The 18479-nt window shown below is 69.0% G+C and carries 18 protein-coding genes; 13 read left to right on the plus strand and 5 right to left on the minus strand.

Annotated elements, in window-relative coordinates:
- Positions 1-17: 17 nt before the first annotated feature.
- Entirely contained in the window at positions 18-1238 is a 1221-nt protein-coding gene (gene fdhA, locus ACWICD_RS09770) for a formaldehyde dehydrogenase, glutathione-independent (RefSeq protein WP_376125311.1), read from the minus strand.
- 128 nt (positions 1239-1366) lie between these two features.
- Between fdhA and ACWICD_RS09775 the strand changes: the two genes are divergently transcribed.
- On the plus strand, positions 1367-2647 hold the full coding sequence (locus ACWICD_RS09775) for a LuxR C-terminal-related transcriptional regulator (RefSeq protein WP_454140042.1): 1281 nt from the start codon (positions 1367-1369) through the stop codon (positions 2645-2647).
- 100 nt (positions 2648-2747) lie between these two features.
- Complete coding sequence (locus ACWICD_RS09780; protein ID WP_376125314.1) at positions 2748-3056, plus strand: helix-turn-helix domain-containing protein; 309 nt, start codon at positions 2748-2750, stop codon at positions 3054-3056.
- Here ACWICD_RS09780 and ACWICD_RS09785 read toward each other — a convergent pair whose 3' ends face one another.
- On the minus strand, positions 3057-3359 hold the full coding sequence (locus ACWICD_RS09785) for a hypothetical protein (RefSeq protein ID WP_376125317.1): 303 nt from the start codon (positions 3357-3359) through the stop codon (positions 3057-3059).
- A 351-nt stretch (positions 3360-3710) separates the two neighbouring features.
- Here ACWICD_RS09785 and rplJ point away from each other — a divergent pair, with 351 nt between their 5' ends.
- The 5 genes from rplJ to ACWICD_RS09810 all read left to right on the plus strand — a co-directional run bounded on the left by rplJ (position 3711) and on the right by ACWICD_RS09810 (position 8570).
- A complete protein-coding gene (rplJ, locus tag ACWICD_RS09790) occupies positions 3711-4226 on the plus strand; it encodes a 50S ribosomal protein L10 (protein ID WP_376125320.1) in 516 nt (171 codons plus the stop codon).
- Positions 4227-4342: 116 nt separating this feature from the next.
- The gene (gene rplL, locus ACWICD_RS09795; RefSeq protein WP_376125322.1) at positions 4343-4729 is read left to right on the plus strand and encodes a 50S ribosomal protein L7/L12; all 387 of its coding nucleotides are present in this window, start codon (positions 4343-4345) and stop codon (positions 4727-4729) included.
- A gap of 253 nt (positions 4730-4982) precedes the next feature.
- Positions 4983-6290, plus strand: coding sequence for an ABC transporter substrate-binding protein (locus tag ACWICD_RS09800; RefSeq protein ID WP_376125324.1), 1308 nt, complete (start codon positions 4983-4985; stop codon positions 6288-6290).
- A gap of 28 nt (positions 6291-6318) precedes the next feature.
- A complete protein-coding gene (locus ACWICD_RS09805; RefSeq protein WP_376125327.1) occupies positions 6319-7683 on the plus strand; it encodes a carbohydrate ABC transporter permease in 1365 nt (454 codons plus the stop codon).
- Positions 7680-8570 (plus strand): carbohydrate ABC transporter permease, encoded by an 891-nt coding sequence (locus ACWICD_RS09810; RefSeq protein WP_454140043.1) that lies wholly within the window; start codon positions 7680-7682, stop codon positions 8568-8570. The genes ACWICD_RS09805 and ACWICD_RS09810 overlap by 4 nt, the downstream gene beginning before the upstream one ends.
- A 206-nt stretch (positions 8571-8776) precedes the next feature.
- On the opposite strand, the gene ACWICD_RS09815 is transcribed toward ACWICD_RS09810, so the two are convergent.
- Positions 8777-9445 carry a DUF305 domain-containing protein gene (locus tag ACWICD_RS09815; RefSeq protein WP_376125332.1) on the minus strand — a complete coding sequence of 223 codons (669 nt, stop codon included), beginning with the start codon at positions 9443-9445 and terminating at the stop codon, positions 8777-8779.
- A 2-nt stretch (positions 9446-9447) separates the two neighbouring features.
- Positions 9448-10164 (minus strand): DUF3105 domain-containing protein, encoded by a 717-nt coding sequence (locus ACWICD_RS09820; RefSeq protein WP_376125335.1) that lies wholly within the window; start codon positions 10162-10164, stop codon positions 9448-9450.
- A 271-nt stretch (positions 10165-10435) separates the two neighbouring features.
- Here ACWICD_RS09820 and ACWICD_RS09825 point away from each other — a divergent pair, with 271 nt between their 5' ends.
- Positions 10436-11764 carry a multidrug effflux MFS transporter gene (locus ACWICD_RS09825; protein WP_454140044.1) on the plus strand — a complete coding sequence of 443 codons (1329 nt, stop codon included), beginning with the start codon at positions 10436-10438 and terminating at the stop codon, positions 11762-11764.
- Here ACWICD_RS09825 and ACWICD_RS09830 read toward each other — a convergent pair whose 3' ends face one another.
- Entirely contained in the window at positions 11765-12253 is a 489-nt protein-coding gene (locus ACWICD_RS09830; protein ID WP_454140045.1) for a nitroreductase family deazaflavin-dependent oxidoreductase, read from the minus strand.
- A 37-nt stretch (positions 12254-12290) separates the two neighbouring features.
- Here ACWICD_RS09830 and ACWICD_RS09835 point away from each other — a divergent pair, with 37 nt between their 5' ends.
- From ACWICD_RS09835 to ACWICD_RS09855, 5 genes are all read left to right on the plus strand, one after another.
- A complete protein-coding gene (locus ACWICD_RS09835) occupies positions 12291-12950 on the plus strand; it encodes a phosphatase PAP2 family protein (protein WP_454140046.1) in 660 nt (219 codons plus the stop codon).
- A gap of 38 nt (positions 12951-12988) precedes the next feature.
- A complete protein-coding gene (locus ACWICD_RS09840) occupies positions 12989-14890 on the plus strand; it encodes a helicase HerA-like domain-containing protein (RefSeq protein ID WP_454140047.1) in 1902 nt (633 codons plus the stop codon).
- Between the two features lie 97 nt (positions 14891-14987).
- Positions 14988-17342, plus strand: coding sequence for an FdhF/YdeP family oxidoreductase (locus tag ACWICD_RS09845; RefSeq protein WP_376125348.1), 2355 nt, complete (start codon positions 14988-14990; stop codon positions 17340-17342).
- A 9-nt stretch (positions 17343-17351) separates the two neighbouring features.
- The gene (locus ACWICD_RS09850) at positions 17352-17831 is read left to right on the plus strand and encodes a MogA/MoaB family molybdenum cofactor biosynthesis protein (RefSeq protein ID WP_376125351.1); all 480 of its coding nucleotides are present in this window, start codon (positions 17352-17354) and stop codon (positions 17829-17831) included.
- Positions 17828-18256 carry a molybdenum cofactor biosynthesis protein MoaE gene (locus ACWICD_RS09855; protein ID WP_376125352.1) on the plus strand — a complete coding sequence of 143 codons (429 nt, stop codon included), beginning with the start codon at positions 17828-17830 and terminating at the stop codon, positions 18254-18256. Before ACWICD_RS09850 ends, ACWICD_RS09855 begins: the two co-directional genes overlap by 4 nt.
- Positions 18257-18479: the final 223 nt, after the last annotated feature.

Genomic DNA, 18479 nt, shown 5'->3' on the forward strand with positions numbered 1-18479 from the left:
CTTTCGTTGGTGTGCGTTCAGGTGGTCTTGATGTAGCCGTTGGGATCGAGGACGTACTTCTTCGCGGCGCCCTGGTCGAACTCGGCGTAGCCTTTCGGTGCGTCCTCGAGCGAGATCGGCGTGGCATTCACGGCCTTCGCGATCTGCACCTTGTCGTGGAGGATCGCCATCATCAGCTGCCGGTTGTATCTCATGACGGGGCACTGCCCGGTCGTGAACGACAGCGACTTCGCCCAGCCGGTACCGAGGTTGATCGAGAGCGACCCGACCTTCGCGGCCTCGTCGATCCCACCCGGATCCCCCGTGACATACAGGCCCGGGATGCCCAGCGCGCCGCCCGCCGCGGTGATGTCCATGAGCGAGTTGAGCACCGTCGCCGGCGCCTCGTGCGCGGCATCCGATCCGTGTCCTCGTGCTTCGAATCCGACCGCGTCCACGCCGCAGTCCACCTCGGGCACGCCGAGGATCTGCTCGATCTGCGCGGCGGGGTCGCCCTGCGACACGTCGACCGTCTCGCAGCCGAAGGAGCGCGCCTGGGCGAGCCGATCGGCGTTGAGGTCTCCGACGATGACGACGGCCGCACCGAGCAGCTGCGCGCCGACGGCGGCGGCGAGGCCGACGGGACCCGCACCCGCGATGTAGACGGTGGAGCCCGGGCCCACTCCCGCCGTGTAAGCGCCGTGGAAGCCGGTCGGGAAGATGTCGGACAGCATCGTCAGGTCGAGGATCTTCTCGAGAGCCTGGTCGCGATCGGGAAAGCGCAGCAGGTTCCAGTCCGCGTACGGCACGAGCACGTACTCCGCCTGTCCGCCGACCCACCCGCCCATGTCGACGTAGCCGTATGCGCTGCCCGGACGGTCCGGGTTGACGTTGAGGCAGATGCCCGTCTTGCCCTCTTTGCAGTTGCGGCACCGCCCGCACGCGATGTTGAAGGGGACCGAGACGATGTCGCCGACGCTGATGAATTCGACGTCGGGACCGACTTCGACGACCTCGCCCGTGATCTCGTGCCCCAGGACGAGTCCCGCCGGTGCCGTCGTGCGACCGCGCACCATGTGCTGGTCCGAGCCGCAGATGTTCGTCGCGACCGTACGCAGGATCGCGCCGTGCGGAACCTTGCGCCCGACGTTCGCGGGGTTGACCCCCGGCCCGTCCTTGAGCTCGAACTCGGGGAAATCGGTGTCGATGACCTCGACCATGCCGGGACCCTTGTAGGCCACTGCTCTGTTGGCTGACATCGTCGTCCTCCTTCTTCTTCGGTATCACCCGCTGTGTGTCCAGATTCGCCCATCGGGACGGGTGGCGCGATCCGCCGGGCGAACTGTCAGGACTACCCGAACGGGTGGGCGGCGCGTACCGTGAGGTCATGCCCGACGGAGGACACGCCTGCACAGAGCACACGTTGCGAGATCTCGCCGATGTCGTGGGGGTACCCGCCACGGCGCTCCCCGCGCGGCTGTCCGAACTGCTCGCCGCCTTCGTGCCGCACGACGGGCTCATCATCCTCGCCGCCGACGCCGGGGGAGGGCATCGACGGGGCGTGGGAGACCCCGCCTTCGTCGAGCGCGTGTCCTTCCTCGCCCTCGACGATCTGCGCCGGACCCAGCACCCCGACACCGTCGCGGTGGGTGAGATGGATGCCGCCGGCACAGCGGTCCCGGTGCTGCAGGTCGTCTCGCGAAACGGTGCGCTGATGGTCATGGCGAACCCGCAGAACGGGGCCGGCTCCGCCGACGACCGCGCCGCGACGGTCCTCCAGCTGTGGAACGTCGTCGCGCTGCGCGTGCAGGAGCTCGCTGATGCGGCGACCCCTGACTACCTCACGCTCGCGCGGGCGAGCGCGGGCGAGCGGATGGAAGCGCTGACAGAGCTCGCGGACGAGTACTCCACGACGCTGGAATCGGTCCTCGCGGCGCTTCGGTCGGCATCGCTCGACGATCGATCGGCGCGGCAGACGGCGACGGGGATCGCGGCATCCGGGCTCGTGCAGTTGCGCACCGCGAGCGATCGCGTCAGGACCGCCACCGAGGAGCCCGTGACGACGGCGTTCGAGCGCCTCCGCGACGATCTGCGGCCGCTCGTGCGGTATCGCGAGATCGACGTACAGTTCGTCGAGCCGCCTGCCGATGGGCGGCCCCTGCCGAGCGAAGTCGCGCAGGGAGCCCGTGCCGTTGTGCGGGGGTCGATCCTCGCGCTCATCGATCGTCCGCGGGTGGGCCGCGTGCGCGTCCAGTGGGATTGCGACGGGACCAACCTGCTCATCGACATGCGCGACGACGGACCGGGGGATCTGTCGGACGCCTCGTCGCAGCTGAAGCTCATCCGGCACCGCGTGCATGCGCTCGACGGCCGGCTGTCGGTCGAGGCGACACCGGGATGGGGGACGGAGATCGCGATCGTCCTTCCGCTCGATCCTCCGCGCGCCGTGGCGGCGGTGACCCAGTGGGGCCTGCGCCCGCGGGAGGTCGAAGTGCTCGCGCACCTCGCGACCGGCCGTCGCAACCGTGCGATCGCCACAGCGCTGGCCATCAGCGAGAACACCGTCAAGTTCCACGTCGCGAAGATCTACCGCAAGCTCGACGTGGGCAGTCGGGCCGAGGCGACGGCGCTGTATCTCGAAACCGGGCTCGCGACCGAGTCGGGGTGAGTGCTCCGCCGGCGATCCCGGAGGGCGGAACCCGCGGAGGTTTATAACCCCTTGTCTGTGAACCTTCGCCTTTACACTCGACGCTCGGTACCACTGAAGAGTGCCCTCGAAGAACATCGACCCTCGTGTCGAGCTCGGTCGTCGCCTCACGGCCCACCGGATGGCACGCAAGCTCACGGCCGAGGGCCTCGCTGCCGTCGCCGACCTCGACGTGTCGAACATCCGCAAGATCGAGAGGGGGTCGAATCCGCGACTGCTCACGGTGCTCAAGATCGCGGGTGTCCTCGAGGTCGACCTGGGGGAGCTGTTCCGCGGCATCGATCCGTACGCCCTCACGGGGGAGGACCGGCCCACGCGCGTGTCCGAGGTCGACGCGCGCTTCTGGCGGCCGCGCGACCGGATCGCCTGACTACATCACGAAGGTCCAAGCGTACTCGGCAGTGGGCCCCACCCGCCAGTGCACCGTGATGCGTGCAGAGTCGACGGTGTTCGGCCACAGGGCGATCCGCAGGCTCTGCCCGGGTCGGATCGACGCGCGCGGAATGGCGGGCTCCATCCACCCGTCGCCGAAGAATTGCGTCGAGACGTGCGTGAGCTCGTCGGGTCCCTCGTTGACGACGCGGCACCACGGCGGATTCGATCGATCGACCCGCCAGGGCACGCGATACGCGGGATCTGCGGGATGTTCGTCTGGGCCGATGAGTCGGAGCATGCCGGGACGGTACGGCGGGCATCCGACGTGCGGCGCGTGTCCACCGTGTGTGAGAGCAACGTCGGTGGACAGGGCGTCGCGGCACCGCGGTGGGGAGGAAGCTCCGATTTGGTGAGCGACGCGTCCTCACGTACTCTGGTCGAAGCCAAAGACCGCCGGTCATCGGCGTGCGTGTGAGCGCACATCGATCGAAGCTCTGCGAAATGCAGGGGCCCGCGCAGGTGACACGAACTTCTTCCAGAGCTCCGTGCGCTTGCGCCGGAGCTCTTTTCATTTCCCTGCGGGAAGAACCAGATGTCTGCGGCCGGCGCACCGTCATCGCGGAGCGTCTCGTACACACAAGGAGTGGCCATGGCGCAGAAGGATGCATCGGTCGCCGAGCTCACGAAGAATTTCGAGGACTCGACCGCCGTTCTGCTGACCGAGTACCGCGGTCTGACGGTTGCCCAGCTCAAGGAGCTGCGCAACAGCATTCGTCAGGACGCGGAATACGCCGTGGTGAAGAACACGCTGACCAAGATCGCCGCGAACAACGCGGGGATCACGTCGCTGGACGACGACCTCAAGGGTCCGTCGGCCATCGCGTTCGTGCACGGTGACCCGGTCGCCGTCGCGAAGGGTCTGCGCGCCTTCGCCAAGGCACACCCTCTTCTCGTGATCAAGGGCGGTTTCTTCGACGGAAACCCTCTGACCGCGGATGAGGTCAACAAGCTCGCCGAGCTCGAGAGCCGTGAAGTCCTGCTGGCGAAGCTCGCCGGCGCGATGAAGGCCACGATGACCAAGGCGGCATACGTCTTCAACGCGCTCCCGTCGAAGGCCGTTCGCACGGTCGACGCGCTGCGCGAGAAGCAGGAGTCCGCGGCCTGACATCGGGCTTCGGCATAAACAAACAATCGGTTATCGAGTAGGCCGCGAAGCGGCCGTATCAATCGGTTATCGAGTAGGCCGCGAAGCGGCCGTATCGAGATACAAGGAGACACATCATGGCAAAGCTCAGCACTGACGAGCTGCTCGACGCGTTCAAGGAGCTCACGCTCATCGAGCTCAGCGAGTTCGTCAAGGCCTTCGAGGAGACCTTCGACGTCACCGCTGCCGCTCCCGTCGCCGTCGCCGCTGGCGCACCGGCCGGTGGCGCACCCGCCGAAGAGGCCGAAGAGAAGGACTCGTTCGACGTCGTCCTCGAGGCCGCCGGTGACAAGAAGATCCAGGTCATCAAGGTCGTTCGCGAGCTCACCTCGCTCGGTCTCGGCGAGGCCAAGGCCGTCGTCGACGGCGCTCCCAAGGCCGTGCTCGAGGGCGCGACCAAGGAAGCCGCTGAGAAGGCGAAGGCTTCGCTCGAAGAGGCCGGCGCGAGCGTCACCCTCAAGTAATCACGACCGACGAAGAGATCCCGGATGCCGCGCAGCGGCCGAGTCGAGATCTCCCCGTCGTCTGATGCGACATCGAAGACCCCCGGGTTCGCCCGGGGGTCTTCGTGCGTGTGCGGGAGTATATCGATGTGATCGCGCTGGCGGCGGGGGGCTTGCCGCGCGCGACGTGGAGTCCTACGGTGACCCACGTGGGAGGGATTCGCATCGCTCCCGCGACACAGCACGCACACCGCAACACCGAAGGGGATCGCAGATGAACGCACGCAGCCGTACTCGCAGTGCCGTTTCCGTCGTCGCACTCGGAGCCGCCGGTCTTCTCGTCGCCGGATGCGCCGGCGGTGGAGGGGACGGTGGCGGAGAAACCGTCGAGGGAGATTTCTCGGGGCAGACCCTCACGGTCGCCGCAGCGTGGTCGGGAGCTGAACAGTCCAACTTCGAAGCGGTGCTGCAGAAGTTCTCGGAGGATACGGGCGCCCAGGTCGACTACACGAGCTTCGGGGACAACGGACCGACGTATCTGCAGGGCCAGCTCGAGGGCGGCTCGCCGCCCAATGTGGCGGTCATCGGGCAGCCGGCGCTCATGCAGTCGCTCGCGTCCGCCGGTGATCTCATCCCGCTGAGCGACGCAGCCCGCAGCGCCGTCGAAGAGAACTACTCCGACAGCTGGATCGACCTCGGATCGGTCGACGGCGAGCTGTACGGGGTGTGGTTCAAGGCTGCCAACAAGTCGACCGTCTGGTACAACGCCGACATCTACGACGAAGCGGGAGCATCCGAGCCCGAGGACTGGGACGGCTTCCTCGAGCAGCTCCAGCTCGTGCAGGATTCCGGATACTCGGGCATCTCGGTCGGCGCCGACGTGGGCTGGCCGCTGACCGACTGGTTCGAGAACGTCTACCTGCGCACGGCCGGTGCCGAGAAGTACGACCAGCTCACGAACCACGAGATCCCGTGGACCGATCCGTCGGTCGCGGAGGCCCTCGAGGTCATGGCGACGCTGTGGTCGAGCGATGTGCTGCAGCCCGGCGGCGCCCAGCGGACCTTCCCCGAGAGCGTCACGGCCGTCTTCGGCGCAGACCCGCAGGCCGGCACCGTCTACGAGGGTGACTTCGTCGCGGGCAACATCACCGATGACGGGAACTCGGTCGTCGGCGAGAACGCGCTCTTCTACGACTTCCCGTCGATCAACGGTTCGACTCCGGCCGTCGTGGGCGGCGGCGATGTCGCCATCCAGTTCGTCGACGACGAAGCGACCGACGCACTCATGCAGTACCTGGCGTCGCCCGGGGCGGCCGAGATCTGGGTGCCCAACGGTGGTCTCACCTCGCCCAACAACAACGTCGACACGTCGCTGTATCCCGACGACACGGCGCGCCAGATCGCCGAGGCCCTGACCGGTGCCGAGACGTTCCGATTCGACATGTCCGATCTCACGCCGAGCGCCTTCGGAGGCACGGTCGGTGCCGGGTTCTGGCAGATCATGATCGATTTCTACGCCGATCCCTCTGACATCCAGGGCACGATGGAAGCCTTGGAAGCGGCGGCCGTCGCGGCATACTGACGCCCCGCCACTGGGAATCGGACCTACCGTGACCGCTCTCGTCGAGACCGCGGCGGACCCGGGCCCGGGGAGCGAGCAGACTGCTCGTGACCCGGGCAAGGGGCGTCTGCGGCGCACCCTCATCCTCGCGTCGTTCCTCGGGCCCGCGCTCGTCGTGCTCGGCGCGCTTGTGGTGTATCCCATCGTCTACACCGTCATCCGGTCCTTCTACAGCCAGCGCGGTGACGCGTTCGTGGGCTGGGAGAACTACGTGACGATGTTCACGAACGAGAGCACCTTCACCGCGATCCGCAACAACGTCATGTGGGTGATCGTGGCGCCCTTGGCGTGCACGATCCTGGGGCTCATCTTCGCCGTGCTGCTGGAGAAGCTGAAGTGGAAGACGGCGTTCAAGCTCATCATCTTCATGCCGATGGCGATCTCGATGCTCGCAGCGGGTGTCATCTTCCGCGGCATGTTCCAGGAGGACCCGAACCTCGGCGTCGTCAACGCCGTCGTCGTCGGCGTCGACAGGGCGTTCTCGAACGAGGCGGGCTATCCGGGAGCGACCCCGCGCGACGGGTTCGGCGTCATCGCCGACCGCGGGACGATCGCCTCCGAAGAGGAGCTGTCGCCGGGGAGCGTGCAGGACTTCCCGCTCACCGGCATCCGTCAGTCGAACATCCCGCCCGACGCGACGCAAGCGGTCGCGGCGGCGGCGCCGGGCGACACCGAACTCGCCGGAACGGTGTTCCTGGACGTCGTCTCGGGCGGAGGGGGCGTCAACGGCGAGATCGGCGACGGCAAGAGCGGCCTTCCGGGTGTGCGCGTGGACGCCGTGGCACCCGACGGCTCGATCCACGGCTACGCGACGACGGGAGCCGACGGGACCTTCCTCATCGAAGGACTCACGGCGGGGGAGACCTACCGTGTCGCGCTGCCGGCGACGAACTTCGACGAGGGCTTCCAGGGCGTCTCCTGGCTCGGTCCCTCGCTCATCAACGCGGTCATCATCCTGTCGTACATCTGGATCTGGGCGGGCTTCGCGATGGTCATGATCGCGTCGGGTCTGTCTGCCATGGACCGGTCGCTGCAGGAGGCGTCGCGCATGGACGGCGCGAACGAATGGCAGGTGTTCACGAAGATCACCGCACCTCTGCTCGCTCCCGTGCTCGTCGTCGTGATCGTGACGCTCATCATCAACGTCCTGAAGATCTTCGACCTCGTCTACGTCATACCGCCCGGCGTCTCCAAACCGGCGGCGAACGTCATCGCCGTCGAGATGTGGACCGTCTCGTTCGGCGGCGGCAGCAACCAGGGTCTCGGCTCGGCGCTGGCGATCCTGCTGCTGATCCTCGTGCTGCCGTCGATGATCATCAACGTGCGCCGCTTCCGTGAGGAGCGCAGTCGATGAGCGCGGCCTCAGCGGATCTCGGCATCGTCCGCGGCAAGAAGACCACCGCGCAGAAGATCGTCGGTGTGTTCACCTCGAGCATCGTCAACGTGGTGCTCATCATCGTGGCGCTGTTCTGGCTCATTCCGACGATCGGCCTGTTCCTCACGTCGCTGCGCAGCTCGGGAGACAACGCCTCCTCGGGGTGGTGGACCGTCTTCACCAAGCCCGCCGAGCTGACGCTCGAGAACTACGCGAACCTGCTCTCGAACCCCACCATCACGGGCTCGTTCTGGAACACGATCGTGATCGCCGTGCCCTCGACGCTGCTCGTCGTGCTGCTGGGGGCGTGCGCCGCCTACGCGTTCGCGTGGATGCAGTTCCCCGGTCGCGACTGGCTGCTCATCGTCGTCATCATCCTGCTCGCCGTTCCCGTGCAGGTGGCGCTGATCCCGCTCGCGCGCCTGTTCGGCACGCTCGGGATCTTCGGCAGCGTGCTCGGGGTGATCCTCTTCCACGTCGCCTTCGGGCTGCCGTTCGCGATCTTCCTGCTGCGGAACTTCTTCACGCAGGTGCCCGCCGAACTGCTCGAAGCCGCGCGTATCGACGGCGCGGGGGACTGGCGGATCTTCTTCCAGCTCATCCTGCCGCTGGGACTGCCGGCGATCGCCTCACTGGCGATCTTCCAGTTCCTTTGGACGTGGAACGACATGCTCGTCGCCCTCATCTTCACCAACTCCCAGTCGCAGCCGCTGACGGTCGCGATCCAGTCTCAGCTGCGCCAGTTCGGATCGAACATCGACGTGCTGAGCTCGGGGGCGTTCCTGTCGATGATCGTGCCGCTCATCGTCTTCTTCGCGTTCCAGCGCTACTTCGTGCAAGCTCTCCTCGCCGGCTCGCAGAAATGAGTCACCGCGGATCAATGCTGCGAAGCAGCGTTGATCCGCGGTGACTCATCATCGAGTAGGCCGCGCAGCGGCCGTATCGAGATGCAAGCAAGCCATTGACGCTGCGCAGCAGCGTCAATGCTCTCCCCCACATCTCGATACGCGCTCCGCGCTACTCGATGACCGGTCGGGCGCTCCGCGCTACTCGATGACCGGTCGCCGGTTGGTCAGGAGCAGCCGAGGCGGGCCTGCATCGACCGCATGGCGTCGAGCTCGGCCGTCTGGCCATCTTTCATGCTCTGCGCGACGGCGAGCGCGCGCGGCTCGGAGCCGAGGTCGAGCAGGGCCTGCGCCATCGGCACGGCACCCTCGTGGTGTCGGATCATGAGCTCGAGGAACAGGCAGTCGGCCTCGGTCCCTGTCGCATCGCGCAGGGCGGTCAGCTGCTCGGGGGTCGCCATCCCCATCGCGGCATCCGCTTCCTGAGGGCTCAGCGGCGACCCGTCGCCGTGCACGTGGCCGTCGCCGAGCGGCGCCATCCACACCATCATGGCGCCGTCGGACTGCGACAGCCCCCACTTCACGAGCCAGTCGTACATCTCCCCGCGCTGCGCCGATTGCGCCGTCGCGATGTCGTACGACAGGATGCGCAACTCGTCGTCGTCGGTCTTGCGGTAGATCTCCATCGCCATCTCGATCGCCTGAGTGTGATGCGCCTGCATGTCGCGAGAGAATCCCGCCTCGGGCGAGTTGGTATCGGGAAGGGCCACGGATGCCGCCTGCCCGAAGGTCGAGAATCGACCGATCGCGAAGGCGACGGCCGCGATCGCGATGACCGCCAGGGCGATGAGCACCCAGCGTCTCGCTCCCCTCGCGGGCTCCGCCGTGCCGGTCACGGCTACTGCTTGCCGGGGCCGTCGATCGCGCCCGAGCACAGTGCTCCGGGCTCGGGGACGAGGTCGGAGCGCCAGTACTCCTCGAGGAACTCCTCGATGCGGGGATCGGCGGCCTCGTCGACCTTGAGCTGGTGGTTCCACGCGCTGAGCGCGATGGGGGTGTCGAGACCTTCGTAGGGGGACAGGACGACGTAGCTCGAGGGCAGCTTGCTCTTGAGCAGGTCGAGGTCCTCGCCCTGCACGAGGTCGGCGTCGTACGTGATCCACACCGCACCGTGCTCGAGCGAGTGCACGGCGTTCTCGTTCTGCTGCGGCTCGTCATAGATGCCGCAGTTGAGCCAGACGGCGTTGTGCGGGCCGCCGGCCGGCGGGTTCTGCTCGTACTCCACCACGCCCTCGACGTGCGTCGTCGTGTTGGTGAAGGTCTCGACGCCCTCGATCTCGGCGCCCTCACTGCCTGCGGTGTAAGACGCAGGCGGGGGCGGAGCGAAGACGAAGGACGCCACGATCGCGCCGATCACGGCGATGGCTCCGACAGATCCCACGGTCCACCACACGACCTTGCCGCGCTTGCGCTTCGCGAGCTGCTTCTGGTACTCGGCGAGCTTCTCCTGCCGCTTCTGCTCACGCTGCTGCTTGACGGTCAGGTCGATCTTCGCCTGAGTCGCGGGGTTCCCGCTCGTGCGCTTCTCGGACGGGGACGGGGGAGTCGGGGACATGCGAGTGCTCTCGGCTCGGCGCCGGGTCTGGCGCGGGATGCGGACGGGTCAATCCTATGCGGGTGCATGTGATGGAAGTCCTGGGAACCGGCCGCAGATCGTCTGAGTCCGATCGCGGGGTATGCACGGTCGGCCGGTGGGCATCCGATATCATGAAAGCTCGAATCGATTCGATCGACGTTGTCGCCATCGCTGTGACAGCCGACCGACGATGCCCTCGCGCCCCTGCCGGATCCCGGACGCCGCGCCGCTGCCTCTGAAACGAAGAACTTTGCTCGATACCGCGTCCGTTCCCGTCGTCCCTTCGACGCCGCCACCCACGACCGGCGCGATCCGCACCCTCGGGTCGAATCCTGCTACCGCGCCGGTCGTCCTGCATCCCGGCGACGCGATCTCGACGCGTCGCCGCGTGCTCTACATCATCCTGCTGGGCGCGCTCACGGCTCTCGGGCCGTTCACGATCGACCTGTACCTGCCCGCCTTCCCCGTGCTCGAGGCCGACTTCCAGACGACATCGGCCGCCATCCAGCTGACTCTCACGGGCACGATGATCGGCTTCGCCCTCGGCCAGCTCATCGTCGGGCCCCTCAGCGACAAGGTCGGCCGGCGCATCCCGCTGCTGGCCGTCACGGCATTGCACGTCGTGGCGAGCGCCGCGGCCGCCTTCGCACCGACTTTGGAGCTGCTCGCCGTCACGCGCGTGCTGATGGGAGCCGGCGCTGCCGCGGGCGGCGTCGTGGCAGCCGCTGTCGTGCGCGACCTGTTCGGCGGACGGCGGCTGGTCGTGATGCTGTCGCGGCTCGCGCTCGTGTCGGGTGTCGCCCCCGTGCTCGCGCCCCTCGCCGGGTCTGCGCTGCTGCTCGTCATGCCGTGGCGCGGCATCTTCATCGTGCTGGCCGCCTACGGCGCGCTCATGCTGATCTCGGCCGTCGTGTTCATCCCCGAGACGCTGCCGCCCGCGCGGCGCAGCGAGAAGGGGACGACGACCGTGTGGCAGCGGTATCGCAGCGTGCTGGGCGACCGGGTGTTCCTCGGCGTCCTCGTCATCGGGGGCATGACCTTCAGCGGGCTGTTCTCGTACCTGTCGGCATCGTCGTTCCTGTTCCAGGGGACGTACGGCTTCGACCCCCAGCAGTACGGGCTCCTCTTCGCCGCCAATTCCGTCGGCGTCGTGATCGGCGTGCAGACGGCGTCGCGCCTCGCGGCACGCTTCGGGCCGCAGTGGGTCATGGCGTGGTCCACCGTCGTGCTCCTGGCCGCGGCATCCGCCATCGTCGTCACCGATCAGCTCGGGCTCGGACTGTGGGGCACGGTCGTGCCGCTGTTCGTCTTCATGACGGCGTGCGGCTTCACGTTCCCGTGCGTGCAGGTGCTCGCGCTCGACCGGCACGGGAAAGCCGCGGGCACGGCGCAGTCGATCATCGGAGCGACCAACTTCGGCGTTGCGGGTCTCGTCTCGCCGCTCGTGGGGTGGATCGCGAACGACGCCGGAATCACGGCCACGACGATGGCCGCCGTCATGGTCGGCTGCTCGGCGATCGCCGTTCTGGCGCTGTGGCTCATCGTGCGTCCCCGCACCGTCGGGCAGCTCGCTCCGTAGTCAGCGGCGGACGGGCTGCAGCCGGAACAGTCGCACGACGCGACCCGAGCTGCGCTCGTACGAGCGGTATCCGGGCCATTGCGCTTCGATCCGCGCCCACGCGGCATCCTTCTCGTGATCGGGGATCGGCGCGGCTCGAACGGGCATCCGTCTGCCGCGCACGGTGATGGCCGCGTCGGGGTGGGCGAGGAGATTCGTCGTCCAGGCCGGGTGGCGTCCGCCGGCGAAGTTGGTGCCCGCGACGATCGCACGGCCCTCGCCGTCGGGCGTGTACATGAGCGCCGCCTCGCGGGGCTCGCCCGAACGCGCGCCCGTCGTGTGCAGCACGAGCGACGGGACGAGCAGCCCGCTGATCGGGACGCGGCCTCCCGTGATCCGGGCGAAGGCGCGCTCGAGCCGGGGCATGAGCCGCGGCCCGGCGGCGCGGAACGCACGTGTGCGTGTGAGCGGGGCGATCATGGCGCGGACGATGTCGAGCACGCGGATCATGGCAGCATCCTCGCATCCGGCCCGGCACAATGGGGTAATGCCGGCTGAGCAACGCAACGTCGCCTCGCCCACGGTGCCGTTCCTCGTGTGGGGACTCGTGCTCGTGTCGCTCTCGTGCGCGCTCGGCGCGTGGGTGCTCGCGCAGGGCAACGGACCCTTCGCCGTCGACGCGTGGTGGAACGGCGTCCTCGCGGGCGCCGAGGGCTCAGCGCTGTCGAGCTTCTCGCTCGTCATGGCGTTTCTCGGCGGGGGGTGGTTCGCCGTCCTCGTCGTGCCGCTGGGCGGCGCCCTCGTGCTGCTTCTGCTGCGACGACCCTGGTCGGCCGCGTATTTCATCCTGGCGCAGGCGGCGTCGGCGGCGCTCGTGCAGGTGCTCAAGCGCGTGTTCGGCCGGGACCGGCCCGAGGACATCATCATCATCACCGATTTCGGCTCGTTCCCGTCGGGGCACGTGGCCGGTGCCGCGACGCTCGCGACGGCGCTCGTCGTGCTCTTCCCGCGCGTGGCTGTCCTGATTCTGGGGGTGGCGTGGGTGCTGCTCATGGCGCTCAGCCGGACGGTGCTGCACGCGCACTGGCTCAGCGACACCGCCGGCGGCGCGCTCCTCGGGACGGGGGCGGCGCTCATCGTCGCTGCCGCGATGTGGCGGCTCCTCGCACGCGAAGAACCGCGGCCGAGCCTCGCGGTCGGGCGGTAGGCCGGGGGACGCATGCGGCGCGTCGCTAGGCTGTGCGCATGACCGAGCCGGACGCCGTCGCCGAAGCCGAACTCGCACGCCTGCGGGCCGAGGCGGAAGCCGCCGAGGCCCAGCTCAAGGTCGCCCAGGCGAGGGCCGCGCTCGCCGCGGCCGAGGCCGAGGCCGCGAAGGCCCGGGCGGGGGTTCCCGCCGAGTCGCCGGTGCGCGGTGCTCCGGATGAATCGACCGCCCACGAGCCGCGGGCGCCGAAACCGCCGGATTCTCCTGAGTTGTCGACGGTCGCCGAGGGCGCCCCACCGCAACCGGCGGCGACCGGCCCGCTCGATGACGCAGCCGTCGCTGCCATCGTCCAGGGATACACGTTCGACGCCGAGACGCTCGAGCTCGGCGCCCTCGTCAACACCGACCCCGTCGCATCGGCGCAGATCCGCATCCCGATCGCCATGACGAACCGTCACGGCCTCGTCGCGGGCGCGACCGGGACAGGAAAGACGCGCACGCTCCAGGGCCTCGCCGAGCAGCTCGCGGCGAAGGGCGTCCCCGTGTTCGCCGCCGACATCAAGGGGGATCTGTCCGGCGTCGCGACGCCGGGCGAGGCCAGCGACAAGCTCCTCGCGCGCACCCGGGCCATCGGCCAGGACTGGACCCCCGCGGCATCCGTCACGGAGTACTTCGCCCTCGGCGGTGTCGGCAAGGGCGTTCCGGTGCGCGCGACCGTGAGCGGATTCGGCCCCCTGCTGCTGAGCAAGGTGCTCGGGCTCAATCAGACGCAGGAGTCGAGCCTCGGCCTCGTCTTCCACTACGCCGATCAGAACGGGCTCGCCCTCGTCGACCTGTCTGATCTGCGGGCCGTGCTCAGCTATCTCACGAGCGACGACGGCAAGGCCGAGCTCAAGGGGCTCGGGGGCCTCTCGGCGGCGACGGCGGGTGTCATCCTGCGCCAGCTCATCACGTTCGCCGACGACGGCGCGGACGTCTTCTTCGGCGAACCCGAGTTCGACGTGCGCGACTTCCTGCGCACGGCGCCCGACGGCCGCGGTGTCATCAGCCTGCTCGAAGTGCCCGGTGTCATCGACAAGCCCGCGCTGTTCTCCACGTTCCTGATGTACCTGCTCGCCGAGCTCTTCGAGATCCTCCCCGAGGTCGGCGATCTCGACAAGCCGAAGCTCGTCTTCTTCTTCGACGAGGCGCACCTGCTGTTCAGGGATGCCTCGAAGGACTTCATCGCCGCGATCACGCAGACCGTCCGGCTCATCCGCTCGAAGGGCGTCGGCGTCTTCTTCGTGACGCAGACCCCGAAGGACGTGCCGGCCGACGTGCTCGCGCAGCTGGGGTCGCGCATCCAGCACGCGCTGCGCGCGTTCACGCCCGACGACGCCAAAGCGCTTCGCGCGGCGGTCGGCACCTACCCGAAGTCCGGCTACGACCTCGAGCGCGTGCTGCAAGAGCTCGGCACGGGCGAGGCCATCGTGACGGTGATGAGCGAGAAGGGCGCACCGACGCCCGTCGCCTGGACTCGGTTGCGCGCACCGCAGGGACTCATGTCGCCCACGCCGGATCCCGCGATCGAGGCGGCCGTGAAGGCGTCGCCGCTGCTCGCGGCCTACGGCACACCGATCGACCGGGAATCGGCGCGCGAGATCCTCGCCGCCAAGATGCGCGCCGCCGACGACGCGGCCGCCGCAGCCGAGGCTGAGCTGGAGAAGGCGAAGATCGACGCCGAGCTCGCCAGGCAGCGGGCGGCGATCGACAAAGCGCAGGCGGATGCCGACCGCAGGGCCCAGAAGGAGTACGAGCGGCTCCTCAAGAAGACGAGCGGCTCGGCCCGCACCTCGAGCCGGGCGCCGAAATCCGGGCTCGAGCAGATCCTCGGATCGCGGTCGACGCGGACCGTCCTCGACGGCGTCATCCGCGGGATCTTCGGCACGGGCCGCCGCTGACGGCCCCGAACCGTGCCGATCCCGGGGCGCGCTCCCGCGCGGGCACCCGCCGGCTGAGCGCGAGCCCGACGCTCCCGGGAGGTCCTAGCCTGGGGGCATGGTGAAGAAGCCCCCGGTGTCCGACATCGACGAATCGCGCGTGCGCGTCTCGAAGCCCAAGCGCGTGGCCGTCGGCATACCCGGCGTCCTGCACGCGCTGCAGATCTCCGCCGAGCAGATGGGTGTCGTGCGCTCGGCGCAGACGCTCCTGCGGGTGAATCAGAAGGACGGGTTCGACTGTCCGGGGTGCGCATGGCCCGAAGAGGACAAGCGCCATCTCGCCGAGTTCTGCGAGAACGGCGCGAAGGCCGTCGCCGAGGAGGCGACGCTGCGCCGCGTGGGGCCGGAGTTCTTCGCGGCGCACTCGATCGACGAGCTCGCCGGGCACGACGACTGGTGGCTGGGGCAGCAGGGGCGACTGACGCATCCGATGATCCTCGACGAGGGTGCGACGCACTATCGGCCGATCGAGTGGGATGACGCGTTGCGCGAGATCGCCGACGCGATTGCGGCGCTGGACGACCCGGACGAGGCGGCGTTCTACACGTCGGGTCGCACCTCGAACGAGGCGGCGTTCCTGTACCAGCTGCTCGTGCGCGGGATCGGCACGAACAACCTGCCGGACTGCTCGAACATGTGCCACGAGTCGAGCGGCTCGGCGCTCACCGAGACGATCGGGATCGGCAAGGGCACCGTCTCGATCGAAGACGTCCACGAGGCCGATCTGCTCATCATCGCGGGCCAGAATCCCGGCACCAACCATCCGCGCATGCTGTCGGCGCTCGAGAAGGCCAAGAAGCGCGGCGCGACGATCATCGCCGTCAACCCGCTGCCCGAGGCAGGTCTCGTCCGGTTCGAGAATCCGCAGACCGTGCAGGGGATGATCCTCGGCGGCACGAAGCTCGCCGACGAGTTCGTGCAGATCCGGCTCGGCGGTGATCAGGCGCTCTTCCAGGCGATCGGCAAGCACCTGCTCGAGGCTTCGGCGGACCCGGCGACCGATGCGCTGGACCACGACTTCATCGCGCAGCACACGAGCGGCTTCGACGCGTACCGACAGGCGATGACGGATGCCGCGTGGCCCGACCTCGTCGCCGCGACGGGCCTGTCCGAAGCCGAGCTGCGCCGCGTCGGCGAGGCCGTACGGGCCTCGAAGGCGACGATCGTGTGCTGGGCGATGGGGCTCACGCAGCACAAGCACTCCGTGCCGATGCTGCGCGACGTCGTGAACGTCCTGCTGCTGCAGGGCAACATCGGGCGCCCGGGCGCGGGAGTGTGCCCCGTGCGCGGTCACTCCAACGTGCAGGGCGATCGCACGGTGGGCATCTACGAGAAGCCCTCGGCGTCCTTCCTCGACGCCCTCGACGCGGAGTTCGGCTTCAGCGCCCCGCGCGAGCACGGCTACGACACGGTCGAGGCGATCCGCGCGATGCGCGACGGACGCGTGCGGTTCTTCATGGCGATGGGCGGCAACTTCATCTCGGCGACGCCCGACACGGCGGTCGTGGAGGAGGCGATGGCGCGGGTGGACCTCACCGTGCAGGTGTCGACGAAGCTCAACCGCTCCCACGTCGTGACCGGTCGACGGGCGATCATCCTGCCGACGCTGGGCCGCACCGACCGCGACCGGCGGGCGGGGCGCGAGCAGCGGGTCACGGTCGAGGACTCGATGGGCGCCGTGCACGCGTCGCGCGGGCGCCTCGCGCCGCCCGCCGACGACATGCTGAGCGAGGTCGCGATCGTCGCGCGGCTGTGCGAGCTGCTGTTCGGCGCGCGCGATGAGGCGCCACGGGCGCAGGGGAGCCGGCCGGTGCGAGCCAACGCGCCCCGAGCGGACTGGGCCGCGCTCGAGACGGACTACGCGCGCATCCGCACGCATATCGAGCGCGTCGTGCCCGGGTTCGACGACTACGAGGCGCGCATCGCGAAGGGGGCGACGCTGCGGCTGCCGAACGGTCCGCGCGATGCCCGCCGGTTCGACACGGCCGATGGGCGCGCCCGGTTCACCGTCAATCCGCTGGAGTATCCCCGCATCCCGCCGGGGCGCCTGCTGCTGCAGACGCTGCGCTCGCACGACCAGTACAACACCACGATCTACGGCAAGGACGACCGCTACCGGGGCATCCACGGCGGCCGCCGCGTCGTGCTCGTGCACGCCGACGACATCCGCAACCTCGGCTTCGCCGACGGTGAGATCGTCGATCTGGTGTCCGAGTGGACGGATGCCGCGGGGCGGACCGAGGAGCGCACGGCCGAGGCCTTCCGCATCGTGGCGTATCCGACGCCGCGCGGCAACGCGGCGGCGTACTATCCCGAGACGAACGTCCTCGTGCCGCTCGACTCGGTCGCCGACGTCAGTGGCACGCCGACCTCGAAGTCGGTCGTCGTGCGACTTCAGCGACGTGGATCGTAGGCTGAGGGGATGCCGCACCTCGCCGTCGTCGTGACCGTCTCGGATCGTTCGGCGGCCGGCGTCCGGGACGACGCGAGCGGACCGATCGCCGTCGCGGCGCTGCGCGACGCCGGGTTCGCGTGCGGCGACGCCGTCGTCGTGGCGGACGGCGCCGACACCGTCGAGGCGGCGCTGCGCGCAGCGCTCGCCGACGGCGCCGCACTCGTCGTCACGACGGGCGGCACGGGCCTCTCGCCCCGCGACGAGACTCCCGAGGGCACGGCGCGCGTCATCGAGCGCGACGTGCCGGGGATCGCCGAGGAGATCCGCCGCATCGGCGTCCTCGAGAAGCCGGCCGGAATGCTCTCGCGCGGCCGGGCGGGGGTGTCGGCCGGGGCGCTCGTGGTGAACCTTCCCGGGTCGCCGGGGGCCGTGGCATCCGGAATCCCCGTCGTGCTCTCCGTCGCGCGGCACGTCATCGACCAGCTCGCCGGAGGAGACCACGCATGAGCGCTGTCCGTCTCGCGCGCATCAGCGCCGATCCTCTCGACATCGCCGCGCACCTCGACGCTGTCGAGGACCCGACCGCGGGTGCCGTGACGACCTTCATCGGCCGCGTGCGCGATCATGATCCGGATGCCGCAACCGCCGTCGTCGCCCTCGAATACAGCGCGCATCCCGACGCCGAGGCGACGCTGGACGGCATCGCTTCATCGTGCATCGGCTCGACGCAGGCGATCGTCGCCGTGTCGCATCGGGTGGGCCGGCTCGAGGTCGGAGACCTCGCGGTCGTCATCGCTGTCGCATCGCCCCACCGGGCCGAGGCGTTCGCCGTCTGCCGCGACGTCATCGAGGCGATCAAGCGCGAGCTGCCGGTGTGGAAGCGCCAGGTCGAGTCCGACGGCACGACCGCGTGGAAGGGCATCGGCGGCTGACCGTCGGTGCGCTCCGGGCGGCGTCTCTGCTGCTGGGCGCTGGGCGCTCGGCGCTGGGTCGTTCGGGCGCTCGGTCGCTGGGTCGTGCGGGCGTTCGGTCGGTCGGGCGCTCGGACGCTGGGTCGCTCGGTCGCTCGGTCGCTCGGGCGCTCGGTCGCTTCATCGAACCTGACCCTTCCCGTCGAACCGAACGTCGTCGACGTCGGGTTCGGCGGAAACGGTA

Source organism: Microbacterium sp. NPDC055357 (genome assembly GCF_053644835.1).